The sequence below is a fragment of the Ulvibacter sp. 2305UL32-6 genome (genome assembly GCF_058148545.1).
On record NZ_JBYVKA010000004.1, the window covers coordinates 236,753 to 260,631 of the forward strand.

Consider the following 23,879-nt stretch of genomic DNA (forward strand, 5'->3'; position numbering starts at 1 on the left):
TACATAAAATTTTTAAAAACCGCCTATTTTGTCTTAGCTCAATAAATTGTATTGAATGAGTAGCTTTCCATCACGTTTCCATTGAATCCAGCCACTACCTTTCTTTTCAAAATTATCATCTAAAAGAAGTACGTGCGCCCAATCTTGCTGTACCGCTAAAACCCGCATAAAATTATAATCAACATTAACGTTACTACTTGCTGTTATTGGTTTTATGTGAACTTTCTCCTTTGAATTTGGTAGAAACTCAACTGAATTGATTGTTAGTAAAAAATCGGGCCAATAAATCACTTTTCCCGCATGCCGATCTACATATACTTTTTGTCCGGTTTTACTATTTCCAACAATGATTGCAAAATCTTCGGAAATGCCAATAAGTTTAAAATAAAGCATATTGTAATCTAGTTTTTGTATCTCTGGAACCAGCCAAGGAGGGGCCGTGGCTATTTCGAATTGATCGAATTGATTGCGTTTAAAAGTGATGCTGTCTGTAGGAAGGTGATCCATTAAACTTTTTTCGAGGTTGATGTTTCCGTAGCAATAGAGGGTAGGATTATTAAAGAAGTTCGGACTAAAATACCCGAGACTTTGTTCATCGGTTTGCTGTAATGGGATACTATTTTTAGCTAGGAATAAACGCGAAGTTTGGTTTGCTAAAGCAAGGGGTTGTGAGTAGTTTTCTTGATGTGTTGATATAGGTTCGGTGGTTTTAGACTGATAAGGTGCATTTCGTTCCTTTTGCAATCTATCGCGTTCTTGAAGTTCATACCATTTATAGCCCCAAGCGGCTAGAAGGAGCATGAGTAAGATCCAGTTAGAGCGTTTTAAGGTTTGATGTGGTATTATATTGGCAAGAAAAAAAGATGCCACGAAGGCGATTCCACCAAAAACAACACCATAGGCCAATACAATGGCGCCACCGGCTAGTCCTTGACCTTTGCCAGCTTCAATATATTGCGCGAAGTAGAGTCCGATGGCAAAAAAAACAAGTAACATTAAAAAATAGAAGGCAATGCGTGCGGGTTTGAGTATTGTTTTCATAAAATAGAAATAACACTTAAGGCATATTTTAATCCAAAAAGTCTTGGTTAGTTATTCCGAAAATACAAAAGTAAATAGATATAAACAACTATAAGACAAGCTGTTGTGTTGTGGGTTGTGTTTGATCTCTCTTTAGAACTGCGGAAGAATACGGCAAGGTTTTTATTTAAAATAGCATTCGCTATTCTACTGAAATGCCCACATGATTCAAGTCGAAAGTTTGAAATTTTTGAAGAACGGTAAGTGAATCGTAGGAGAAAATATGATTAGAGGCCTCAATCTCTAGTAATTTAAGATTGGCACGTAGTTTTTCGGCATCGTATTCGTTTTTTAAGCTAAAGTTAGTATCGGCTCCAATCCAAAGGGCCTCATTTGGTTTTAATATACAGGAAACGGTTTTACTTATACTGTCAATGCGTAATGCCGATTGGTCTTCAACCTCTTTAATTTTGGTAAAGGATTTAAAACTTTTTATTTCAGCAGCGCTAATAAATGCGTCTGAGTGCCATAGATACTTAAACTGATAAGAAACATAAATGGGTTCTAGCGTACTATTATAAATGAAAAACTCTGTGAGATAGGAACAACCAGAGAGCATCAAGCAAACCAGAAGTAAGGCTATTTTTTTCATAGTGCGCGTATTAAGTTGGTCTATTGTTCTTCAAAACTGGTTTCTAAGGTAACAAAACCTGTGTTATTTTCCTTTAAATCCTCAAATGCCCCTTGTTGAAGTACATAATACGTCCTGTTTGCTCCATAAAAAGCCTGCATTGTTCCCTGGTGTTTTATACCCATTGTATTGAAAGTATAATGAGAAGATCGAGAAGGGCGTCCGTTATAAGTATTGTGTTTTAGCGGCTCGAACGTCAAATTTGTATTTTTATAAACTTCATCTTCATTTAAGGCTATTTGATTTTCAATGATATGTTCATCAAGATCTAAACTATCTTTGATCCAGACGAAAATCGCTAAACCACTGGCGTCGAAACCATTTTTTTCGATAGAGACATAATACCCAAGGTCGTCAAAATTTTCCTCGTCCGTTATTTTCCAATCCTCCGGGCATATAAAGGATACACCATCTTTATTAAAAGCTTGCGGTTGCTTTTCTTTACAAGAAAAGATTGAAAAAGAAATAAATACTATAAGCAGGTATGCTTTCATAGATCATAGTAGATAAACCTCTTGCGTTCGAGGTGATTATATAATACCCAATTTAGGAAGGTAAATAAAACAAGCGACCGCTATGGCAGCTAGGGCAGCAAAAAATACGGCACCCGCTGCAACATCCTTTATATAACCAATTTTGGTGTGAAAATCGGGATGTACAAAGTTTGCAATTTCTTCGGCGGCTGTATTAAGGCCTTCTATACTCATCACCAAACCAATGGCAAAGATCTGCATCATCCATTCGGTGTTGGAAATATCAAAATAGAACCCAGCAACAGTAATTAAAATGGCAATAACGGCCTGAACTTGAATGCTCGCTTCATTTTGAAGTAGTTTTATAGCACCTACTACAGCATATTTGCAACCCATAAGGCGCTTTCCTAAAAAAGAGTTCCACATTACTTCAAAGCATTTAAAGCCGAAGCATAATTTGGCTCCTGACTAATTTCGGGTACAAGTTCGGTATAGATTATTTCGTCATTTTCATTTAAAACCACTACTGCACGAGCGTGTAGACCCGTAAAGGCTCCTTCCGTTATGGCAATTCCGTAGTCATTTCCGAAGCTATTCTGTTTAAAATCTGACAACATTTCTACATTTTCAAGCCCTTCGGCAGCACAAAAACGCGCCTGTGCAAATGGAAGATCTCTAGAGATACAGAGTACTTGTGTGTTGTCAAGTTTAGAAGCTTCTTCGTTAAACTTACGAGCTGATGCAGCGCAAACTCCTGTATCTACACTGGGAAAAATGTTTAAGATTTTCCGTTTTCCCGAATAATCTGATAGCGATTTAGTGGAAAGATCATTTGCTGTTAATTTAAATGAAGGTGCTTTTGTATGAGTTTTGGGAAGATTTCCGTTGGTTTCTGCAGGATTTCCACCTAGGGTGATATGTGCCATGGTTAATTTTTAGTTTGGTTATAAAATTACGAAACTAAGTTACAAGTTTTCAGATAATGCATTAAAAAACCCGTTCTGTTACGAACGGGTCTTCTAAACTAAAACTAAATCTAAACTTTGAATTAACTTAATTCAAATGCTGTGTAAGATAATCTGCAACGCCATCGCGGTTCGCGTTCATGGCAGTTGCGCCTTCTTGCCAGTTTGCCGGACAAACTTCTCCATTGGTTTGAACGTGCGTGTAAGCATCTATTAATCTAATGAACTCGGCAACGTTTCTACCTAAGGGCATATGGTTGATACTTTCATGAAATACGGTTCCTTCTTCGTCAATAAGATAAGTAGCTCTGTAGGTTACATTATCACCGTCAACAAGTAGTGAACCCGTTTCTTCATCGTAGCGCTCGTTCGTAATGTCAAGAATACCTAATTGATTGGCTAAATTACGGTTGCTATCTGCTATAATAGGGTAGGTAACACCTTCAATTCCACCGTGATTTTTTGGTGTATTTAACCATGCGAAGTGAACCTCAGGAGTGTCACAAGAAGCTCCTACAACAAGTGTATTGCGCTCAGTAAAGGCATCGATCGCTGCTTGAAATGCGTGAAGTTCTGTTGGACAAACAAAAGTAAAGTCTTTCGGATACCAAAAGAGAAGTACTTTTTTTCCTTCGGAAGTTGCCTTGTCAAAAATATTGATCTTTTGTGTTATGCCCGATTTATCGGTTGAGTCTACTGCTAAATTTGGAAATTTTTTACCTACTAATGCCATACTATTGCTGTATTTTAATATTATTTTTTCAGCGTGCAAAAGTACGATAAGAAACCTCTTTTCGAAAGCAATTTTTATGAAAATTTCGTTAAAATAAATGTCTTCGGAAGAAGCATTTTCCGAAGTCTTTAAAAGCGAGCGTCTTAAGTTAAATTAGGCGGTTTTTGTGTCGCGTAACATTCTTATTTTAATTCGGAAGGCCGCAAAAATTAAGGTCATAAATGGACTCAGCCAGTTAAAGATAGCGAATACAAAATATTCAGCAACAGAAACGCCTAGCACTCCACTTTGGTATGCTCCACAGGTATTCCACGGAATCAGCACCGAAGTTACCGTTCCGCTGTCTTCTAGGGTTCGCGATAAATTTTCTGGCGCAAGACCTCTATCTTCATAGGCTTGCTTAAACATTTTGCCAGGAATCACGATCGCCAAGTATTGATCGGAAGCAATAGTATTGAGTCCGAGACAACTTGCAACTGTACTTGCAAATAACCCAAAAATACTAGAAGCCATTTTGAGCAGCACTTTTGTAATTCTCGATAAGGCGCCAATAGCATCCATGATACCTCCAAAAACCATTGCACAAACAATGAGGAAGATAGTCCAAAGCATCCCTATTAATCCTCCTGAACTAAAAAGATCATTTAGTTTATCGTTATCGGTTATAATCGCCGTATCAAAAATAGCAGCATTGTATACAGATCCTATATTTGAGCTGCCTAAAGCGCTTAAGACATCAGCTTGAAAAACTAAAGCAAATATTCCTGCAGCAATAACACCTACAGATAGTGCAATAAGTGGTTTTGTTTTCAGCAAGATGAGTCCAACAACCAATAATGGTACAGCAAATAACCAAGGCGTAATATTGAATGTAGCGTCTATTGTATTCAGAAGTCCGCTAATATCAGCATCACCAGTTGTGTCTATCGAAGCACTAATGATTCCGAAGACAATCAAAGTAATTAAGATCGTTGGTACGGTAGTAATCGCCATATAACGAATATGTGTAAATAAATCTGTTCCTGCCATGGCAGGCGCTAAGTTTGTGGTATCGCTTAAGGGTGACATTTTATCACCAAAATAGGCGCCAGAGATCACGGCACCAGCAATCATACCTGGGTTGATTCCTAAGGCTGTGCCAATTCCTACCAAGGCAATCCCTACAGTTGCCGAAGTGGTCCAGGAACTACCAGTGGCAATAGAGATGATGGCTGCAATTATCACAGATGCGGGAAGGAAAATTTCAGGACTCAATACTTGTAATCCGTAATATACCATAGCAGGAATGATACCACTCACTAGCCATGTGCCGGCAAGTGTACCTACAAGTAATAGTATCATAACAGGAATAAAAATACTTTTTAAGTTTTCCCAGATCTCGGAGAGCATAATCTGTATACTTACCTTGTTAAAAAAACCTACAATAGCAGCAACTCCGCCACCCATTAAAAGAATCCATTGGTTGGTGTAACCGCCTAACCATTCTTGATCGTCGACAAAGAAGATATTATAGGCTAGTAGTGCCATAAGGATGACCACAGGAATAAGAGCTTCCCAAATACTGAGCTCCTTATTTTCCATAATGTGTTGCTCCTGGATATCGATTTCGGACATGTTTTTATTTTCCTGCATAGTGTTATTTTTATGGCAACGTAATGTTACGATTTTAACACGCTTTGTGCAAATTTCATTTTTCTGTGATCGCGAACAGGTCTAAATTACTTGTGAATAGATAGAAAAAGCCTTCTATTTAAACCGAACCTTTTCGTTGTATAAATCCTATTGAAAAATTTAATAAAATTCAAACGCTTTATAAATAAGAGCGTCCGATCAATATTAAGGCATGGAGTAATGCTATAGATACTGTAAGGTCCTCAGCCAGGAAGTCTGTTGATGAGAAAGAAGGAAACTAAAGGAAACAACAAGAGATGAGAAGATGCTGTGCTCAGCAATTTGAGGAGTGTAAAAGAAACCCTCCATTGCCTAGGCTTGGAGGGTTTTATGTTACATTGATGATAGGTTTATAGTACTCCAACGTCGTGCATGCATTGCTTCATCATTTGGTAGGTGCGTTCAATATCGGCATCCAAACCAATTGAAAAACGAATCAAGCCATCAGAAAGCCCCATTTCAGCTTGTTCCTCTTCTGGAATTTCTGAAGAAGTAGATGTACCCGGCGCGCTAAACAACGTTTTATAAAAACCTAAACTAACAGCTAAGTAACCCAAATTGCGCTCTTGCATTAATTCCATCAGTGCATTGGCTTTATCTAAGCCACCCGCGTCAATAGTAAGCATTCCTCCATAACCGTATTGTTCATTCATCATACTTTTATACAATTCATGCCCGGGATGCGATTGCAAACCTGGATAAACCGTTTTTAAGCCAGCTTTTTCGAAGCGTTCGGCCAAATAGAGTGCATTGTGGCTGTGTTGTTGCATTCTAATGTGGAGGGTTCGTAAATTCTTTAGTATTGAAGCCGCTCTAAGGCTGTCCATCGACGCACCTAAAAGCATGCTGGCGCCATCATTAACATTGCGAAGGGTGTCAATTAACTCCTGACTTCCGCAGGTAACCCCTCCCATGGTGTCACTACTTCCGTTGATGAATTTTGTTAGACTATGCATAACCACATCGGCGCCTAGTTTGATAGGCGAGATGGTCAAAGGAGAAAAGGTGTTATCTACCAATAACTGGAGTCCGTGTTTTTTTGCTATTTTCGATAAGCCTTCAATATCGGCTATTTCAAGTAAGGGGTTACTCACACATTCACAAAAGATAATTTTTGTATTTTCTGTAATGGCGGCTTCTACAACATCTAATTTTGTAATGTCTACAAAGGATGTTTCAATACCCAAACGAGGTGTAAAGTTTTTCAGAAAGGCGTAAGTTCCTCCATAAATGGTTCTACTTGAAACCACATGATCACCTGCTTGGCAAAATTGTAAGATCGTTGGTGTGATCGCTCCCATACCACTTGCCGCAACATTTGCTGTTTCGGTTCCTTCCATAGCCGCTAGAGCTTCACCTAAATATAGATTAGATGGCGTTGAGTGACGTGAGTAGAGATAGCAACCGTCGGCGTTACCTTCAAAGGTGTCAAACATGGTCTTTGCTGATAGAAAAGTATATGTTGATGAGTCTGAAATAGATGGGTTCACACCTCCAAATTCTCCAAAATATTGTAGATCTTGAATGTTATTTGCGGGTTTAAAGTCTTTGTTAGCCATGATTTTAGGTTTGAATGATTACTTTTCAAAAGTAACAATACATAGTATATTTTTTAATAGATGTTATATTATTTAGATAATAAATCTATGAATAATGTAAAATAGTGAATACTATTCTAAAACATTTATAAGCTTTTGTATCTTGCCGAAAATATTTCGCTTATGGCCTTAGATAAAATTGATGTAGAGCTGTTAAAACAATTGCAAACCGATTGCAAACAAACCAATAAGGAGTTATCTAGTAAACTCAACCTTTCGGTTACTGCTATATATGAACGGATCAAGAAATTAGAGCGTCAAGGAATCATTGAACGCTATGTTGCAATTATTGATGGGAAGTCTATTGATTTGGGATTGATCGTTTTTTGCCTTGTAAAACTCGAAAAACATGCTAAAGTGGCAATAACCCATTTTGAGAAAGATATTGCAAACCTGAATGAAGTGCTCGAATGTTTTCACGTAAGTGGTGAATATGATTACTTGCTAAAGGTGGTGGTAGCCGACATGGAACATTTTCGTGCTTTTATGGTGAATAAGTTGACCTCTTTGCAGTATGTGGGTAGCACACAAAGCTCATTCACTATAAACCGTGTTAAATATACCACGGCACTAACGTTATGAAAGGTAAATTTTACAATCTGGGATTTGAATTTTTTCTACTATTTGTTGCCATGCCCATTAGTTTTACCATGGACTATCCCTTATGGATCAAAGCCGTTTTTGCGTTCAGTGGATTTATCTACATAATACTATCGTTAAAGAAGGCTGAGAATATCACCTTTAAAATAAAAAAGAAGATCAATTGGAAGGCTTTTGTCAAAAGAACTGCAATCCGTTTTTTGATCATCTGCTTATTAACAACAAGCTATGTGTGGTTTACGCAGCCCAAGGTTTTGTTTCATGTTCCACAAACAAAACCACTTTTATTCATGTTTATACTATTTGTATATTCTGTGTTCTCAGTTTGGCCCCAAGAAATTATCTACCGCACTTTTTTCTTTGAGCGGTATGACACACTTTTTAAAAGTAGGTCACTACTTATTTTTGTCAATGCCATTGTATTCTCATTAGCCCATCTGTTCTTTAGGAATACCTTGGTTTTAGTACTTACTTTTTTAGGTGGAATTATCTTCGGAATGACCTATTTAAAATTCCGAAGTACCACATTGGTAACTATAGAACACGCGCTCTACGGAAATTGGCTCTTTACAGTTGGAATGGGCGAAATGCTGGCGTTTCCTGGCTATGAAGCCTAATCGTTTCCGAAGAAGTTAACAAAGCAAATCAGTACGTATAGCAAACTTTTAAAGTCTAAACTTTTAAACTCGTTACGGGTATTGTACCTTTGTTATTCATTTCCGAAGAAAGAGAAATCGGAGATCCAGTTTTAATCTTAAAATAGACTTAATTATGTCAAAATATGATGTTGCCGTTATTGGTTCAGGCCCTGGAGGGTATGTTGCAGCAATACGTTGCGCCCAATTAGGAATGAAAACCGCGCTCATTGAAAAGTATAATAGCTTGGGAGGTACTTGCTTAAACGTTGGATGTATTCCCAGTAAGGCTTTACTAGATTCATCACATCATTACGAAGAAGCGATCAAGCATTTTGCGGATCACGGGATCGAAATTCCAGGGGAAGTAAAGATCAACTTTAAAAAAATGATCGAGCGAAAGGTCTCAGTTGTTGATCAAACCACCAAAGGCATCGAGTTTTTGATGAGTAAAAATAAAATCGATGTCTTTACAGGTGTTGGCTCGTTTAAAGATGCTACGCACATCAATATTGAAGGAGAAAAGAACGAAACTATTGAGGCTACAAATACTATCATTGCAACAGGTAGTAAGCCGTCGAGTTTACCCTTTATTAAAATTGATAAAGAACGTGTGATCACTTCTACTGAGGCATTGAGTTTAAAAGAGATTCCTAAGCATTTAGTTGTAATTGGCGGAGGTGTTATTGGTCTGGAATTAGGACAAGTATATCGTCGTTTAGGTGCTGAGGTATCTGTGATAGAGTATATGGACCGAATTATTCCGACTATGGATAGCGCTCAGAGTAAAGAGCTTATGAAGGCGATGAAGAAGCAAGGTGTAAAATTTTATGTCTCGCATAAAGTTTCTGCAGTAGAGCGAAAGAAAAACGAAGTGTTTGTTACTGCAACCGATAAAAAAGATAATGAAGTTACCTTTACAGGTGATTATTGTTTGGTAAGTGTTGGGCGTCATGCATATACAGAAGGTTTAAAACCTGAGAATGCTGGTGTCAAGATCACAGAGCGTGGTTTGGTTGAAACCAATGAGCATTTACAGACCAATGTGAAAAACATTTATGCCGTCGGCGATGTGGTAAAAGGAGCAATGCTTGCGCATAAGGCTTCGGAAGAAGGCACATTAGTCGCTGAGATCATTGCAGGACAAAAACCACATATCGATTACAATTTAATTCCAGGTGTTGTATATACTTGGCCTGAAGTTGCTTCCGTAGGAAAAACAGAAGAACAGCTTAAGGAAGCTAAAGTTGAATACAAATCGGGTCAGTTTCCAATGCGTGCTTTAGGAAGAAGCCGGGCTAGCGGTGATACTGAAGGCTTTGTAAAAATATTATCCGACAAAAAAACGGATGAGGTTTTAGGTGTACATATGGTTGGAGCTCGTGTAGCCGATCTAATTGCTGAAGCTGTGGTTGCTATGGAATTTCGTGCTAGCGCCGAAGATATTGCTCGTATGAGTCATGCACATCCAACATATGCAGAAGCAGTAAAAGAAGCTGCTCTGGCTGCTACCGATGATCGCTCATTGCATATCTAAAATTTAAGAAACATATTAAATTATAAAAGCCCTCTACATTACTGTAGAGGGCTTTTTTTAACAGGGGACCTTCTTCTTAATCTTAGTATAGTTTTTACTTTATTACATTCACTTTCCAACTTCTGTTCGCTGGATCAATAGCTGCACTCCGAACATTTGCCAGCCTTATGGTAACAGTGTTCGAGGAGCTTACAAAACAATTCCAGGAAACACCAGCTTCAATACCGCCATTTGGCGAACACGAACAACTGTCTCCAACGCTTGCGCCAGTCACAGTCATTGTTAGATCTGCAGAGCTGTTCGGTGAAATCGATGGAAAATTTAAACTAGAGGTATTGCTGTACCCTTTCATTAACACTTGTCTACTATTTGTAGCGGGGGTAAAGTACAAGTTTGTGCCGTCGTATTCCATAGCTCCTGCTTCAGGTGTCGTTAGATTCGTTCCGCTTGTAAATTTTAAGGGAGCCGAGTTAGCTGAACTGCCTCCAGCTCGTATATGAAGGGTTGCTGTAGGGTTTTGCTCAGAAAGCCCTGTGTTACCATTGCTTCGCACAGAAATTCGTTGTTGTTGTGAGGTAGATCCTGATGGAGTTGTAGAAATGACAAATCTTGAGGGAGCGCTTCCTGGAGTAGCGATTCCATCCATATAAAAACGGAATCCACCATTTTCAACAATATTATTTCCGTCGTGAGTTTTGACAATCAATGATCCAATCTCACCGTTATTGGCCAGATTGGTAGGAGTGCTCAATGTTCCTCCCGTATTGTAAAAAATTAGGTTCGGCGGATTGGTGTTTGCACTTGTTATTTGAATATCGTTATCACCCGGCCCTTTAAATTCGAACCGTTCGATAGGGTCACTCGTGCCAAAACCAATACGGCCATCATCTGTAATAACCATATCAGTTCCTGTTAGTTTAGCCCGATTAGCATAGATCAATTTATCGCCAGTTGAATTTACGCCGGGTTTCCATTCTTCAGCGCCAATACCAACCCATCTTGTATTAGGGTTATCCCAATAGTAGAAACCAACGTCATCTGTACCATTAAGCGTGGTTAAAAAAACCAACATCCCATTTTGGTCTGAGCCTGGGTCTATTGAAGGGAAAGCATCAATTCTTGGAATTAATATTCCATCTAAATTTGAAGGAGCTGCGGTGTTGCTTGCTGGAATGTCTAAAATACTCTTTGGATCTGTAGTTCCAATTCCAACTTGTGCTGATGTTGATACAATGGCGCACAGGAACAATACAATACTTGTGTAGGTAATTTTTTTCATAAGTGAGATAATTTGGGGTTATCTTAGCGCAAAAATAGACAAAAATTTGAATTAGGACTACGTGTAAACACTTACAAATCAAAGAAATTCGCCAAAATACGCTTTAAATTCGCTGAAATACATAAAATGAATAATACTTGATAGAATTATGGTTGTATTTTGTAGGAATTTTCAATGTTTTTAAAAGGTAGCACATATTGAAGTCTTTTTTTAAGAATTTTTAATTGTATGAAACGTTTCCATAAGAAATATGAGGTTAGCTTAACGCCCCATGTTAAGCATAAACTATTGCATTGGGCCCAACAGTTTGATGATGTTGCTTGGCTGGATAGTAATTCCCATGATCAAAAACACACCAGCTATCAGGCTATTTTGGCAGTTGACGCCTTTACGGTAATTCAAACCGACGTTTTTAAAGCCTTCGATAAATTAGAGGAATATCAGTCAACTATAGGAGATTGGATCTTCGGATACCTTACATATGATCTAAAGAATGATGTTGAGCGGTTGTTTTCAATAAATCACGATGCACTTAAATTTCCGGACTTGTATTTTTTTCAACCAAAACGGTTATTTCTTTTTTCTGAAGATCATGTTGATATTCACTATTTAAATATGATTGATGACGAACTAGAAAGTGATTGGGAAATGATTATTGCTTCGGAAGCACCTGTTTCTACCGAAGCCGTTACACCTCCCAAAATTAAGCTACGCACTTCGAAAGATACTTATTTCGAAAAGGTAAACGAAATGCTTAGGCATATTGAACGCGGTGATATTTATGAAGCTAATTTCTGTCAGGAATTTTATGCAGAGGATACCACTATTGATCCGTTACACACTTTTTTTCATCTTAATGAGATCTCCACACCACCTTTTGCTAGCTATTTAAAAGTAGGAGATCGGCATGTGCTATCGGCTTCTCCTGAACGCTATTTAAAGAAAACAGGAAATGTGGTTATTTCACAGCCTATCAAAGGAACCGCAGGGCGTTTAGAGGATAGCGCCGCAGACGATCAAATGAAGCTGATCTTAGAGAACGACCCTAAAGAACGGAGCGAAAATATTATGATCACGGATCTGGTGCGTAATGACCTTTCCAGAATTGCGAAAAAAGGATCGGTAGAAGTGGAAGAGTTGTGTAAGATCTACACTTTTGAGCAGGTACATCAAATGATATCGACCATTCGTTGTAAAGTGGACGAAGGAATCACCCCGGTTCAAATCATTAGAAATACATTTCCTATGGGGAGTATGACCGGAGCACCTAAAGTTTCGGCCATGAAGATCATAGATAAATTGGAGGATGCGAAACGAGGTGTATATAGCGGTGCAATTGGTTATTTTACACCAAGCGGCGATTTCGATTTTAGTGTGGTTATTAGGAGCATACTGTATGATTCTTTAAAACGGTATGTTAGTTTCTCTGTCGGTGGAGCGATCACATCTAAGTCAATTCCAGAAAAGGAGTATGAAGAATGTCTCTTAAAAGGAAAAGCAATGAGAAAGGCATTAGGAAATACGTAAATATGTTTTTTAAATAGCATAAATATATTTTATGTACTATTTAGAACATATTTAATATTTATGTTTAATTTTTAGCATAAATTTGTATATTTGATTAAATTATGTATTTATGAAATATGCGGCATTATCTGGTGATATTATTTCGTCAACCAGTCTCAATACTAAAGATAAGCAACTCCTGGAGCTTTCCTTAAAAAAGCTATTAGAGGATCTTGAAAAACATTTTGATGTCTACGGAAGGATCATTAAAGGTGATTACCTTGAATGTGTGGTGCCCAATGCTAAACAAGGCTTGCGGGTGGCGCTTGCCATTAAGAGTTTTGTAAAAAGTATTCCAATAGAAATAAGTGCCTACGCAAATAAAAAACGTGTTAAACTTTACAAAGAACACGGTATCAGGCTTGCTATTGGCCTCGGTGAGCTGGATCGCTATGAACCTGAAAATGGTATAATGGACGGGGAGGCGATCTATTTTTCGGGACGTCTTATAAATAATGCAACTTCTACCTATGATAAAGAGCGAATAGTTATAAAAAATACCTTGTTTTTTGCATCTCAAGATGAAAAATTAAACGCCCAGTGGGAAGCCATTCTAGCTTTACTTGACGTTTTGTTTAGTAAAGCTACTTCAAGACAAAGCGAAGTATTATATTTGAAATTACTAGGAAATGATGAAGCTACTATTGCAAAACACTTGGATATAGATCAATCTGTGGTAAACCGCCATTCAACCAGTGTGGGCTGGAATGCAATAGAAACCGCTGTTCAATATTTCCATAGTAGTACTTTAACGTAATTGTATGGGTTTTACTGAATTTTTAATACTCCAGATCATAGCGCACATCTTGGCAGATTACTTCTTCCAAACAGATGCACTCGCAGTAGACAAAAACAACAAAGGCTTTAAGAGTGGGTTTCTTGTATGGCATACACTTATCGTTTTTGCAACGTCTTGGCTATTGTCATTTCAAATAAAGTTTTTTATAGGGGCAGGTGTTATTGCTATAACACACTATCTAATTGACGGGTTTAAACCCAAATTAAATAAAAGTAAGCAGCTAGGCCTATATGCTTTTTTTATCGACCAAGGCCTTCATTTGCTTATTTTACTAGGGGTCACCTATTTTTTTGCTGAATATCATGGGCTTTATTTTTATTGGGAACCACCAGTAGTAGAACATACGCTTTTGATCATTTTAGCCTATATGCTATGCCTTAAACCTGCTAATATCATTATTAAAGAAATTTTTAGTGTTTCTAAGATCGACGTAGCACTAAGCGCAAAAGATCAACAAAGTAGAGGAGCTCATACCCATGAGTTGCCCAACGCGGGTAAGATCATAGGAGTTTTAGAACGCCTCTTGACTCTGACCTTTATTTTAATTGGGCAATTTCAAGCCGTAGGCTTTTTGATCGCTGCCAAATCGGTTTTACGTTATAAAGACACAGATACCCTCAAAACTGAATACGTGCTCATTGGAACTATGCTTAGTTTTGGTATCGCCGTTGGATTGGGCGCATTGGTCATGACCTAAGCGAATGAAGAAAGAACTAAAAAGCCATATTGACAACTCATTTCCTTTTTTAGAAGGCAAGCGTCTTCTTGTTGCGTGTAGCGGCGGATTAGATAGTGTTTCTCTCTCTTTTTTACTGAAAGATCTTGGGTACGAGATCGGTTTGGCACATTGTAATTTTACATTACGCGGTTCCGAAAGTGATGAAGATGCCAATTTTGTAATGCATTTGGCCGAACGGCTGGATCTTCCTTTTTTTACCGAATCATTTGATACCGAAAAGTTTGCCTCCGAAGAGAAAATGTCTATACAGGTTGCAGCGCGTGAACTTCGATATGCTTGGTTTGCTGAAATTCTAACCAACTTTAAATACGATTATGTAGTGACTGCACATCATGCCGATGATGATCTGGAAACGTTTTTTATCAATCTTTCACGTGGTACCGGACTGCGAGGTCTTACCGGGATCCCAGCATTGAATGAACATATCATTCGTCCATTGCTACCATTTACGCGCGACGAGATCATGGCATATGCCAAAAAGAAAGCCTTTTACTGGCGGGAAGATAGTAGTAATGCTTCCGACAAATACCTACGGAATGATCTTCGGAAAAATGTATTACCTCCCTTTAAAAAGATCTCTAAGACCATTATAGCTAATTTTCAAAATACGCAACAACATCTTCGAGGCAGCGAACGTCTTATTGCCGATTATATGACATTGGTCTATAATTTGGTGATTTCTGAAACTTCGGAAGGTTACCGTCTCAATATTGAAAAATTAAACGATCTCCCCAATACCTCAGATTTGCTATACGAGTTATTGCACAGTTTCGGATTTACAGATTTCCGAGCCATTGAAACGCTCTTAAAGGCGCAATCTGGAAAGCAAGTATTTTCAAATACACATGCTTTGTTGAAGGACAGAACCGAGCTCGTTTTAACCAAAATTGCTCCCGAAGCTATCAATACGAACTTTAAAATTTCCGAAGAGACAAAAAGAATAGATTTTCCTATAGATTTACATCTGCAAATCATTAATTCTATCGGTGAAATAGGGGATAAGGTCATTTATGTTGACAATGAGAAGCTTACCTATCCGCTGACCCTTAGAAAATGGCGTGAAGGTGATGTTTTTCAGCCATTTGGCATGAAAGGAAATAAAAAAATTAGCAAGTTTTTTAAAGATGAAAAGTTATCTTTAACGGCTAAAGCGAATACTTGGCTCTTGTGTAGCGCTAGCCAAATTGTTTGGGTAGTAGGACTAAGAGCCGATGACCGTTTTAAAGTAACCGAACTGACAAAGCAAATTCTTAAAATTTCGACCAAGTAACCACAGCATTATGAAGCAACTTTTTTCTGGACTGATCATACTCTTTACTTTTTTTAGCACATTAACTTCGATCGCACAAATTGACGTTCCCGTTACTTGGGAATCTAAGATCGAGAAAACGGGTGATGATACCTTTCAACTAGTCATGAAAGCAGAGATCATTGATGGTTGGTATTTGTACACTCAGGAAGTTCACGATGACGGACCAATTCCTACTGCTTTTACGTTTGAAGGAGCTGGAGAAAAATTTGAACTTGTTGGAGAGGTTACTGAAAGCGAATCACTAACAAAGTACGATAAGATCTTTGAAATGGATCTGTCTTATTTTAAGCATGATGCCACCTTTACTCAAAATATTAAAATAGTAGATCCTACGTTGGCTACTATTGTTGCTTCGGTTGATTTTCAGTCCTGTGATGATGAAAAATGTATTTTTGAGTTGGCTGAATTTGAATTTGCAGTTCCAGGTGTTAAAGCGGTTTCAGAAAATACTACGACTTCAGAAGACGTAAGCGCTCCTGAAGATGAAGAACAAAAAGGGCTTTGGGGTATTTTTATACTGGGATTAGGAGCTGGATTGATTGCATTGTTCACGCCGTGTGTATTTCCGCTAATTCCTATGACGGTAAGTTTCTTTACGAAACAAAGTAAAACCAAGGCTGCTGGAATCAAAAACGCGCTTATTTATGGGTTGTCTATTATTGTGATCTATGTAGTTTTAGGGACAGCTGTCGTCGCTATTTTTGGGGCAGGAGCTATCAATGAGTTCTCTACTGGCGTCGCTTTTAACCTGATATTCTTTTTAGTGTTAGTGATCTTTGCGGCCTCATTTTTAGGTGCATTTGAGATCATGTTGCCCAACTCATGGGCCAATAAAATAGACCGTAAGGCAGATAAAGGAGGCTATGTAGGCATCTTTTTTATGGCACTCGCTTTGGCAATTGTATCATTTTCATGTACAGGTCCCTTTGTAGGTAACATTATTGTTCTTTCTGCCTCTGAGGGAGGAATGGCGCCGATGATCGGAATGTTAGGTTTTTCAATGGCCATTGCTTTACCTTTTATGCTTTTTGCCATGTTCCCAGGTTGGTTAAATTCGCTTCCTAAGAGTGGAGGTTGGTTGAATACAGTTAAAGTGGTGCTAGGGTTCTTGGAATTAGCTTTAGCCTTTAAATTTTTGTCGCAAGCCGATTTGGTTATGCAGTATCACCTTTTGGAAAGAGAAGTTTTTATTGCGATCTGGATCGCTGTATTTGGAGGTTTGGCTCTCTATCTCTTCGGAAAGATCAAATTACCGCATGACAGTCCGTTGCCACATATTTCAGTAGGCCGTCTAATGTTAGGTTTATTGACTTTATCGTTTGTTGTGTATATGATCCCAGGACTTTGGGGTGCGCCGTTAAACTTAATTAGTGCGTTTCCGCCGCCACAGGATTATAGTGAATCTCCTTATGGAGTAGGCTTTTCTAAGCTAGGTGGGGGAGGAACTGCAGATCATGCTGATCTGCCAGATGGGGCACATCTATTAGCACCTCATGATATTTTAGCGTTTAATGATTACGACAAAGGTTTGGCATATGCAAAGGAAGTTAACAAGCCGGTAATGATAGATTTTACGGGTTGGGCTTGCGTGAACTGCCGTAAAATGGAGCAAAATGTTTGGCCTAAAGATGGTATTTTAAATATTCTGAAAAAGGATGTGGTATTAATATCGTTATACGTAGACGATAAAAGAGCGTTACCAGAAAACGAGAAGTATACCAGTGAAGAAACTGGAAAGAAAATAAAAACCATTGGAAATAAATGGAGTGATCTTCAAATTAGACGCTACAAAGCCAACGCACAACCTTTTTATGTGTTGATGGATCACGAAGAAGCAAACCTAAACAAGCCTGTTGGGTATACGCCAGAAGCTACAGATTTTAGAGCTTGGCTAGAAGATGGAATCTCAAATTTCAAATAAATTTTAACGGCTAAAAAGCTGAAATAATTTAGACTTAGGTATAAAAAAAGCGTCCCAAAAAAAGTTTTTTGGGACGCTCTAACAAACCTAACTTAGTAAATTTTAGATGTATCGATAATTTTTTATCCCCACAAAAAATTAATTTCAATACGATTCACTAATTCATACTTCAAATATAGCACGCACCTTCGCGCCAAACCATACGTGCTAACACGTATTTTTCCTATAATTTTATTTAAGTCGTATACGAGTCTTTATGTATATATTTTACTGAAAATCAATTTAATATATCAATAACTTATACTCTTATTAAGATCAAAACGTATTTCAACTAATCAAAAAGGGTTGAGATTACGGCTAAACATAACAAATTGACATTCTTTCGTAGAATTGCCTGAAAATTGCTTGAATTACTACAAGCGCTGGTGTTTGACACCTTTAATTGGGATTTATTTGCATCAATTTTAAATTATTTTTCAACCGCAAACGTTTTAGATTTCATAAGCTATTGCGCCTAAAGAATTAAGGGTTTATATTTACGGTCATGCATACAAATATTAAGAAAATAGCAGTCCTTACAAGCGGAGGGGATGCTCCAGGAATGAATGCAGCCATACGTGCTGTAGTTCGCTCGTGCGCCTACCATGGTTTAGAGTGTGTTGGCGTTTATCGTGGCTATCAAGGTCTCATCGAAGGAGATTTTGAGGCATTAGATGCTCGTTCTGTTAAGAATATTATTAATCGTGGCGGAACTTTTTTAAAAACGGCTCGATCAAAAGAATTCCTTACCAAAGAAGGTAGACAGGCTGCTTATAACCATCTTAAAGATGCAAAAGTTGATGCATTGGTGGCTATTGGAGGTGATGGTACATTTACTGGAGCTATGGTCTTTAACCAAGAATTCAATTTTCCAATTGTAGGTATACCAGGAACCATAGATAACGATATTAATGGAACCGATTTTACTATTGGTTATGATACAGCTTTAAATACGGTTGTAGAAGCTATCGATAAGATCAGAGATACTGCTAATTCACATAACAGGCTGTTTTTGGTTGAAGTGATGGGGCGAGATGCTGGTGATATTGCACTGAACGCAGGTATTGGTGCGGGCGCCGAAGAAATTTTGATTCCCGAACAAAATATGGGAAGGGATCGTTTAGTAGAATCTTTAAAGCGCAGTAAAAAATCAGGTAAATCGTCAAGTATTGTTGTTGTAGCTGAAGGTGATCAGATAGGAAAAAATATCTTCGGTCTTGCCGAATATATTCGTGAAAATATGAGCGAATATGAAGTGAAGGTAACTGTATTAGGGCATATTCAACGGGGTGGAGCACCAAGTTGTTATGATCGAGTACTAGCCAGCAGGTTGGGAGTTGGGGCTGTAGATGCCTTGTTAAATAACGAACGGGATGTTATGATCGGAATTAGACACAACAAAGTGATCTCAGTTCCTTTTGAAGAATCCCTTAAAGGTGAAAATGTGATTGACGAGGATCTAATTCGAGTTGCCGACATTACATCAATTTAAATGTAAGTAGATATAAAAACGAAAAATAATTGCGAAAACGAAATTCGCTAAGCCAAAAATGATATGATAAAAATAGGAATAAACGGCTTTGGTCGTATTGGGCGAATCGCCTTTAGAATTGCATCTCAAAATAAAAATATTGAGGTAGTAGCCGTAAATGATCTACTCGATGTTGATCACCTAGCATATTTACTTGAATATGATTCTGTTCACGGAAAATATCCAGGGACCATATCAGTAAAAGATGGCCAATTGGTTGTCGATGGCAGAACCATTCGTGTTTCGGCAGAAAGAGATCCTGCTAATTTAAAATGGAATGAAGTGGGAGCTGAGATTATTCTCGACTGTACAGGAATCTTTACAGAATTAGATTCGGCAGACGCACATCTCAAAGCAGGAGCGAAGAAAGTTGTTATTTCGGCACCTTCAAAGACTGCACCCATGTTTGTAATGGGCGTAAATCATTCCGATGTAAAAGCTACAGATACAATTGTATCGAATGCATCTTGTACAACAAACTGTTTAGCGCCTTTGGCAAAAATAATCGATGATAATCTTGGCATCGTGGAAGGTTTGATGACAACCATTCATTCGGTTACTGCTACTCAGTCTACTGTTGATCAGCCTTCTCGTAAAAATTATCGTTTAGGTCGAAGTGGTTTAGTAAATATCATTCCAACTAGTACGGGTGCTGCGGTTGCGGTAACCAAAGTTATTCCGAAGTTAAAAGGAAAACTTACGGGTATGGCGTTTCGTGTACCTACGGTAGATGTGTCTGTGGTTGATCTAACCGTTCGAACCGAAAAATCTGCTACTTCCGAAGAGATCAAGCAATTGTTTAAAGATGCTGCCAATGGAGCTTATAAAGGCATAGTTAGTTATACCGACGAAATGGTAGTGTCTCAAGATTTCGTTAGTGATGCTCACACTTGTAATTTTGATGCCGAAGCGGGTATTGCGTTAAACGAGAATTTCTTTAAGTTAGTGGCATGGTATGATAACGAATATGGTTATTCGGCCAAATTAGTCGACTTAGCCATGCATGTAGCAAGCATATAATATGATCTTAATTACCGATGGTGGTTCTACAAAGTGCGATTGGATACTTTTGGATGATAAGGGAGAGGTTGTTTTAAAAACAAGAACTTCTGGTCTTAATCCTGCAGTTGTTCCAGCAGAAGAACTCTCCAATAGAATTAAAGCAAACACAGATCTGCAGCCTTTATTTAAAACTGTAGCGCAGGTTCATTTTTACGGAGCGGGTTGTGGTACCAAAACACCAGTTAAGACCTTACAAAAAGTGTTAGCGGAAATTTTTACGGAGGCTGAGATTTCGGTGCGCGAAGATACCTATGCAGCGGTTTACGCAGCTACTAGTGAGCCCGGTATAGTTTGTATTCTAGGAACGGGTTCTAATAGTTGCTATTTTGATGGAAAGGAAATTCACCAAAGTGTGGAAGCATTGGGCTATTCTTTAATGGATGAGGCTAGTGGTAATTACTTCGGAAAAAGGCTTATTCGTGATTATTTCTATAAAAAAATGCCTGAAGTTCTATCTAAAGAATTTGAAATCAGGTTTAACTTAGATCCAGATGAAATAAAACAGAATCTATATCAGAGACCCAATCCGAATATGTATTTGGCCTCCTTTGCCGAATTTATTTTTAATTCAACTGAAGAACGTTCTTCCACTGGGGAAGTAAATGGTTACTTTTATAAACTTATAAGTGAGGGGATGCTCAAGTTTATTGAATATCGTATTTTGTGTTTTAAAGAAGCGCAGCATGTTCCTATCCATTTTATTGGCTCAATTGCACATTTTAGTGAGGATATTATACGGGATTGTATGAAACCCTATCATCTCGAACTGGGATCGATCATTCGCAGACCGATAGATGGCTTAATTGCTTATTACAAAAAAAAGTTACTCGAAGCATGAAGATGCAAGAATGGAGAACCATTAAACTATTTAACAGTCAACCCGTTCAACAATAACAATGTCATTACCCAAAATTAATCCTTTAGAAACTAGCGCCTGGAAGAATCTTTCAAAGCATTTTACTGAAATTGAACACACCCATCTCAGCGAATTTTTTGCCGAAAAAAGTGATCGTGCGCAAACCTTGAGTATTGGTTGGGAAGATTTTTATCTGGATTACTCAAAGAATAGAGTAAATGATAAAACGATGGAGTTGCTGCAGAATCTGGCTAAAGAAGTTGGACTTACCGAAGCCATTAAAGCACAATTTTCCGGAAGCAAAATAAACGAAACCGAAGATCGTGCGGTCTTACATACTGCCTTACGTGACTTTGATAAGATGAAACCGGAAGTGCAGGAGACGCTAGAAAAAATGGAGCGTTTTTCGGAAAATATCATTAATGGATCTCATCTGGGATATACAGGAAAACCAATCACAGATGTTGTAAATATTGGTATTGGTGGAAGTCATCTGGGCCCGTGTATGGTCATGGAAGCTTTACAATTCTATAAAAATCATTTAAATGTTCATTTTATATCGAATGTAGATGGGGATCATGTTTCCGAAATCCTTAAAAAAGTGGACCCTGAAACCACACTTTTTGTGATTGTTTCAAAAACATTTACTACCCAGGAGACCTTAACGAATGCGCGTACGGTACGTACTTGGTTTTGTAATACTTCCGAAGAAAAACATATCGAAAAACACTTTATAGCAGTTTCAACAAATTTAGAGGCTGTTGCATCTTTTGGTATTGCGTCAACAAACATTTTCACCATGTGGGATTGGGTTGGTGGGCGTTTCTCTTTATGGAGTGCTGTCGGACTTTCAATCTGTTTGGGTGTAGGATTTCAGAATTTTAAAGCGATGCTTCAGGGAGCCCACACTATGGATATTCACTTTAAGGAAACTCCGTTAGATAAAAACATTCCTGTAGTTCTTGGGCTGCTTTCTGTTTGGTATAATAATTTTTTTAAGACTGAAAGTGAAGCCGTGATTCCATATACAGAATATCTGAGTAAGCTAACGTCTTATTTGCAGCAAGCCGTTATGGAAAGTAATGGAAAACAAATAGATCGGAACGGGAATCGGGTTACATATCAAACAGGAACCATTGTTTGGGGAGGTACAGGAACCAATGCCCAACATGCTTTCTTTCAACTAATGCACCAAGGAACAAAATTAATTCCAGCCGACTTTATCTGCTTTGCAGATTCGCTATATGGCGACACCGATCATCAAAACAAATTACTGGCTAATTGTCTGGCGCAAACTGAAGCGTTGATGGAGGGAACTCCAGAACACAATAACCCATCTGCATTTAGAAATTTTGAAGGCAATCGGCCAACCAATACGTTGGTAATTAAAAAGCTTTCGCCCAAAAATTTGGGAAGTTTATTGGCTATGTACGAACATAAATTGTTTGTTCAAGGTATTATTTGGAATATCTACAGCTATGATCAATGGGGTGTTGAGTTGGGTAAAAAAGTTGCGATTGGAACGCTAAAGGCCATTGAAACAGAAAATGTTGAGATTTTACATAATCCTTCCACACGGGCATTGTTTCAAAAAATAGTAAAGAACAGCTAAAAATTTTATTCCTAGCTTTTAATACGTAAGTGAGCTTGTAGTTTAATAAACTGTGACACAGTTAGTTGTCAGGTTTTTGGAATTATCCTACAGTGGAGTGCGTATTATTTCATACGGTTTATTTATTTTTAAGGAATATTAATCAAAAACCAAGAATTATGAAATCACAAGACGACAACGGCTCTAATAACACAATTGGATTAACCGAAGCTCAAGGCTGGGTAAATACGTGGCGCGCTGAAGAATCTGACTATAATGAATATAATGAGTGTAGTGGGTTTATCATTCCATTATCAGATTTAAAGGGCTTAGTTGCCGAAATGGATAAATTACCACCTTCAATGGTCCCTAATTATGTTAGAGCGTATATTGGAGTTAAAACAAATAACGATGTAAGTCCACCAACCCAAACCGAAAAATTAATTCTTGTGGCTACAAAACCGGGAGGAATTGTAAACGGACAACAAGTGTATCTAGATATGATCACTGGAGATGACGGAACTAAATATAACGGCGGTGGCTCTATCTATGATTTTACAGATCCTTGTCCGCCAAGATGTGATACCACCAGTCCGTTGAATTAGAACTATGGATAAAATAATACTTAACGTATTAGTTGACCTTACGGTATATGGCTCCGTGCTGTGTCCCATACTTTATCTTAAAGGCTTTGTTGTAAATAACAAAGCCTTTAAATTTTTTACTTTATATTTAGTTGCGGTTGCCTTAGTGCAAATGTGTATGCGCATCCATGGTTTTCTATATCAAGGGGAGCCAAATCTTCACTTTTTTATTTATTATTTTGTTTCAGAGTTTATTTTATTATCATTATTCTTTAAAGAACTTTTAGAACTCAAAGCTATTTATATTATCACTCTTGGGGTTCTAGGTTTTATTGCAACGCAGTATATCATTGATCCTAGTATGTATTTTAGGTACAATCCAATAGGATCTAGTATTACACGCCTTATTATTGTTTGCTATTCGCTACTTTATTTATATAAATCTCTTTCAGATAACCAGGGTTTTCTTATTATAAATATTGGAATTTTCATCTACTTCTTATCCAGTTTACTTGTTTTTGCGGCGGGAAATTTAATTTTTGAGGATGCTTTAGCCAAAAAGATTGCTTCTCTTCTTTCCAATATTAATACGGTATTATATTTCGTTTTTGAAATACTTATTATTGTCGAGTGGTGGAAAAATTATCGTATCTCGAAAATAAGGACGAACTAAATTA

At 37.9% G+C, this 23,879-nt stretch carries 23 protein-coding genes; 14 read left to right on the forward strand and 9 right to left on the reverse strand.

Translation table 11 applies throughout. The features are described from left to right. Positions 1 to 33 precede the first annotated feature (33 nt). The 8 genes from ACY2RU_RS13875 to ACY2RU_RS13910 all read right to left on the reverse strand — a co-directional run bounded on the left by ACY2RU_RS13875 (position 34) and on the right by ACY2RU_RS13910 (position 7,112). On the reverse strand, positions 34 to 1,041 hold the full coding sequence (locus ACY2RU_RS13875; RefSeq protein ID WP_490139073.1) for a hypothetical protein: 1,008 nt from the start codon (positions 1,039 to 1,041) through the stop codon (positions 34 to 36). Positions 1,042 to 1,222: 181 nt separating this feature from the next. Then, positions 1,223 to 1,672 carry a hypothetical protein gene (locus ACY2RU_RS13880; protein WP_490139074.1) on the reverse strand — a complete coding sequence of 150 codons (450 nt, stop codon included), beginning with the start codon at positions 1,670 to 1,672 and terminating at the stop codon, positions 1,223 to 1,225. Between the two features lie 20 nt (positions 1,673 to 1,692). Beyond that, entirely contained in the window at positions 1,693 to 2,205 is a 513-nt protein-coding gene (locus ACY2RU_RS13885) for a hypothetical protein (RefSeq protein ID WP_490139075.1), read from the reverse strand. A 36-nt stretch (positions 2,206 to 2,241) separates the two neighbouring features. Then, positions 2,242 to 2,610, reverse strand: a complete 369-nt coding sequence (locus ACY2RU_RS13890) for a diacylglycerol kinase family protein (RefSeq protein WP_490139076.1) — start codon at positions 2,608 to 2,610, stop codon at positions 2,242 to 2,244. Further along, positions 2,610 to 3,110: a thiol peroxidase gene (gene tpx / locus ACY2RU_RS13895; protein WP_490139077.1), complete on the reverse strand. Its 501-nt coding sequence runs from the start codon at positions 3,108 to 3,110 to the stop codon at positions 2,610 to 2,612. The genes ACY2RU_RS13890 and tpx overlap by 1 nt, the downstream gene beginning before the upstream one ends. Before the next feature lie 127 nt (positions 3,111 to 3,237). Beyond that, complete coding sequence (locus ACY2RU_RS13900) at positions 3,238 to 3,882, reverse strand: peroxiredoxin (RefSeq protein WP_490139078.1); 645 nt, start codon at positions 3,880 to 3,882, stop codon at positions 3,238 to 3,240. A 153-nt stretch (positions 3,883 to 4,035) separates the two neighbouring features. Continuing rightward, complete coding sequence (gene nhaC / locus ACY2RU_RS13905) at positions 4,036 to 5,514, reverse strand: Na+/H+ antiporter NhaC (RefSeq protein ID WP_490139079.1); 1,479 nt, start codon at positions 5,512 to 5,514, stop codon at positions 4,036 to 4,038. A gap of 389 nt (positions 5,515 to 5,903) precedes the next feature. After that, positions 5,904 to 7,112, reverse strand: a complete 1,209-nt coding sequence (locus ACY2RU_RS13910; RefSeq protein WP_490139080.1) for an aminotransferase class I/II-fold pyridoxal phosphate-dependent enzyme — start codon at positions 7,110 to 7,112, stop codon at positions 5,904 to 5,906. A 162-nt stretch (positions 7,113 to 7,274) separates the two neighbouring features. On the opposite strand from ACY2RU_RS13910, the gene ACY2RU_RS13915 reads away from it, so the two are divergent. From ACY2RU_RS13915 to lpdA, 3 genes are all read left to right on the forward strand, one after another. Then, positions 7,275 to 7,733 carry an Lrp/AsnC family transcriptional regulator gene (locus ACY2RU_RS13915; RefSeq protein ID WP_490139081.1) on the forward strand — a complete coding sequence of 153 codons (459 nt, stop codon included), beginning with the start codon at positions 7,275 to 7,277 and terminating at the stop codon, positions 7,731 to 7,733. After that, on the forward strand, positions 7,730 to 8,368 hold the full coding sequence (locus tag ACY2RU_RS13920) for a CPBP family intramembrane glutamic endopeptidase (protein WP_490139082.1): 639 nt from the start codon (positions 7,730 to 7,732) through the stop codon (positions 8,366 to 8,368). Before ACY2RU_RS13915 ends, ACY2RU_RS13920 begins: the two co-directional genes overlap by 4 nt. A gap of 154 nt (positions 8,369 to 8,522) precedes the next feature. Then, positions 8,523 to 9,923 (forward strand): dihydrolipoyl dehydrogenase, encoded by a 1,401-nt coding sequence (lpdA, locus tag ACY2RU_RS13925; RefSeq protein WP_490139083.1) that lies wholly within the window; start codon positions 8,523 to 8,525, stop codon positions 9,921 to 9,923. A gap of 94 nt (positions 9,924 to 10,017) precedes the next feature. On the opposite strand, the gene ACY2RU_RS13930 is transcribed toward lpdA, so the two are convergent. Next, positions 10,018 to 11,202: a phage tail-like protein gene (locus ACY2RU_RS13930; protein ID WP_490139084.1), complete on the reverse strand. Its 1,185-nt coding sequence runs from the start codon at positions 11,200 to 11,202 to the stop codon at positions 10,018 to 10,020. A gap of 228 nt (positions 11,203 to 11,430) precedes the next feature. Between ACY2RU_RS13930 and ACY2RU_RS13935 the strand changes: the two genes are divergently transcribed. From ACY2RU_RS13935 to ACY2RU_RS13985, 11 genes are all read left to right on the forward strand, one after another. Next, positions 11,431 to 12,729 carry an anthranilate synthase component I family protein gene (locus ACY2RU_RS13935; RefSeq protein ID WP_490139085.1) on the forward strand — a complete coding sequence of 433 codons (1,299 nt, stop codon included), beginning with the start codon at positions 11,431 to 11,433 and terminating at the stop codon, positions 12,727 to 12,729. Between the two features lie 109 nt (positions 12,730 to 12,838). Then, positions 12,839 to 13,525 carry a fumarate hydratase gene (locus ACY2RU_RS13940; protein ID WP_490139086.1) on the forward strand — a complete coding sequence of 229 codons (687 nt, stop codon included), beginning with the start codon at positions 12,839 to 12,841 and terminating at the stop codon, positions 13,523 to 13,525. Positions 13,526 to 13,529: 4 nt separating this feature from the next. After that, a complete protein-coding gene (locus tag ACY2RU_RS13945; RefSeq protein WP_490139087.1) occupies positions 13,530 to 14,264 on the forward strand; it encodes a DUF3307 domain-containing protein in 735 nt (244 codons plus the stop codon). Positions 14,265 to 14,268: 4 nt separating this feature from the next. Beyond that, on the forward strand, positions 14,269 to 15,576 hold the full coding sequence (tilS, locus tag ACY2RU_RS13950) for a tRNA lysidine(34) synthetase TilS (RefSeq protein WP_490139088.1): 1,308 nt from the start codon (positions 14,269 to 14,271) through the stop codon (positions 15,574 to 15,576). Between the two features lie 10 nt (positions 15,577 to 15,586). Then, entirely contained in the window at positions 15,587 to 17,539 is a 1,953-nt protein-coding gene (locus tag ACY2RU_RS13955) for a protein-disulfide reductase DsbD family protein (RefSeq protein WP_490139089.1), read from the forward strand. Between the two features lie 544 nt (positions 17,540 to 18,083). Continuing rightward, positions 18,084 to 19,070 (forward strand): 6-phosphofructokinase, encoded by a 987-nt coding sequence (gene pfkA, locus ACY2RU_RS13960; protein ID WP_490139090.1) that lies wholly within the window; start codon positions 18,084 to 18,086, stop codon positions 19,068 to 19,070. A gap of 63 nt (positions 19,071 to 19,133) precedes the next feature. Then, a complete protein-coding gene (gap, locus tag ACY2RU_RS13965) occupies positions 19,134 to 20,129 on the forward strand; it encodes a type I glyceraldehyde-3-phosphate dehydrogenase (protein ID WP_490139091.1) in 996 nt (331 codons plus the stop codon). A 1-nt stretch (position 20,130) separates the two neighbouring features. Next, the gene (locus ACY2RU_RS13970; protein WP_490139092.1) at positions 20,131 to 21,009 is read left to right on the forward strand and encodes a BadF/BadG/BcrA/BcrD ATPase family protein; all 879 of its coding nucleotides are present in this window, start codon (positions 20,131 to 20,133) and stop codon (positions 21,007 to 21,009) included. A 58-nt stretch (positions 21,010 to 21,067) separates the two neighbouring features. Continuing rightward, positions 21,068 to 22,639: a glucose-6-phosphate isomerase gene (pgi, locus tag ACY2RU_RS13975; RefSeq protein ID WP_490139093.1), complete on the forward strand. Its 1,572-nt coding sequence runs from the start codon at positions 21,068 to 21,070 to the stop codon at positions 22,637 to 22,639. A gap of 158 nt (positions 22,640 to 22,797) precedes the next feature. After that, on the forward strand, positions 22,798 to 23,223 hold the full coding sequence (locus ACY2RU_RS13980) for a hypothetical protein (protein WP_490139094.1): 426 nt from the start codon (positions 22,798 to 22,800) through the stop codon (positions 23,221 to 23,223). Positions 23,224 to 23,227: 4 nt separating this feature from the next. Next, entirely contained in the window at positions 23,228 to 23,875 is a 648-nt protein-coding gene (locus tag ACY2RU_RS13985) for a hypothetical protein (RefSeq protein WP_490139095.1), read from the forward strand. Positions 23,876 to 23,879 lie beyond the last annotated feature (4 nt).

Excerpts from the sequence above, each read along its gene's own strand:
- ACY2RU_RS13890 (WP_490139076.1), bottom strand. The coding sequence starts at position 2,610 with ATGTGGAACTCTTTTTTAGGAAAGCGCCTTATGGGTTGCAAATATGCT.
- ACY2RU_RS13920 (WP_490139082.1), top strand. The coding sequence starts at position 7,730 with ATGAAAGGTAAATTTTACAATCTGGGATTTGAATTTTTTCTACTATTT.
- ACY2RU_RS13940 (WP_490139086.1), top strand. The coding sequence starts at position 12,839 with ATGAAATATGCGGCATTATCTGGTGATATTATTTCGTCAACCAGTCTC.
- gap (WP_490139091.1), top strand. The coding sequence starts at position 19,134 with ATGATAAAAATAGGAATAAACGGCTTTGGTCGTATTGGGCGAATCGCC.
- ACY2RU_RS13900 (WP_490139078.1), bottom strand. The coding sequence starts at position 3,882 with ATGGCATTAGTAGGTAAAAAATTTCCAAATTTAGCAGTAGACTCAACC.
- ACY2RU_RS13970 (WP_490139092.1), top strand. The coding sequence starts at position 20,131 with ATGATCTTAATTACCGATGGTGGTTCTACAAAGTGCGATTGGATACTT.
- ACY2RU_RS13910 (WP_490139080.1), bottom strand. The coding sequence starts at position 7,112 with ATGGCTAACAAAGACTTTAAACCCGCAAATAACATTCAAGATCTACAA.
- ACY2RU_RS13885 (WP_490139075.1), bottom strand. The coding sequence starts at position 2,205 with ATGAAAGCATACCTGCTTATAGTATTTATTTCTTTTTCAATCTTTTCT.
- pgi (WP_490139093.1), top strand. The coding sequence starts at position 21,068 with ATGTCATTACCCAAAATTAATCCTTTAGAAACTAGCGCCTGGAAGAAT.
- tilS (WP_490139088.1), top strand. The coding sequence starts at position 14,269 with ATGAAGAAAGAACTAAAAAGCCATATTGACAACTCATTTCCTTTTTTA.
- ACY2RU_RS13985 (WP_490139095.1), top strand. The coding sequence starts at position 23,228 with ATGGATAAAATAATACTTAACGTATTAGTTGACCTTACGGTATATGGC.
- pfkA (WP_490139090.1), top strand. The coding sequence starts at position 18,084 with ATGCATACAAATATTAAGAAAATAGCAGTCCTTACAAGCGGAGGGGAT.
- ACY2RU_RS13980 (WP_490139094.1), top strand. The coding sequence starts at position 22,798 with ATGAAATCACAAGACGACAACGGCTCTAATAACACAATTGGATTAACC.
- ACY2RU_RS13875 (WP_490139073.1), bottom strand. The coding sequence starts at position 1,041 with ATGAAAACAATACTCAAACCCGCACGCATTGCCTTCTATTTTTTAATG.
- tpx (WP_490139077.1), bottom strand. The coding sequence starts at position 3,110 with ATGGCACATATCACCCTAGGTGGAAATCCTGCAGAAACCAACGGAAAT.
- ACY2RU_RS13930 (WP_490139084.1), bottom strand. The coding sequence starts at position 11,202 with ATGAAAAAAATTACCTACACAAGTATTGTATTGTTCCTGTGCGCCATT.
- ACY2RU_RS13945 (WP_490139087.1), top strand. The coding sequence starts at position 13,530 with ATGGGTTTTACTGAATTTTTAATACTCCAGATCATAGCGCACATCTTG.
- nhaC (WP_490139079.1), bottom strand. The coding sequence starts at position 5,514 with ATGCAGGAAAATAAAAACATGTCCGAAATCGATATCCAGGAGCAACAC.
- ACY2RU_RS13935 (WP_490139085.1), top strand. The coding sequence starts at position 11,431 with ATGAAACGTTTCCATAAGAAATATGAGGTTAGCTTAACGCCCCATGTT.
- ACY2RU_RS13880 (WP_490139074.1), bottom strand. The coding sequence starts at position 1,672 with ATGAAAAAAATAGCCTTACTTCTGGTTTGCTTGATGCTCTCTGGTTGT.
- ACY2RU_RS13915 (WP_490139081.1), top strand. The coding sequence starts at position 7,275 with ATGGCCTTAGATAAAATTGATGTAGAGCTGTTAAAACAATTGCAAACC.
- ACY2RU_RS13955 (WP_490139089.1), top strand. The coding sequence starts at position 15,587 with ATGAAGCAACTTTTTTCTGGACTGATCATACTCTTTACTTTTTTTAGC.
- lpdA (WP_490139083.1), top strand. The coding sequence starts at position 8,523 with ATGTCAAAATATGATGTTGCCGTTATTGGTTCAGGCCCTGGAGGGTAT.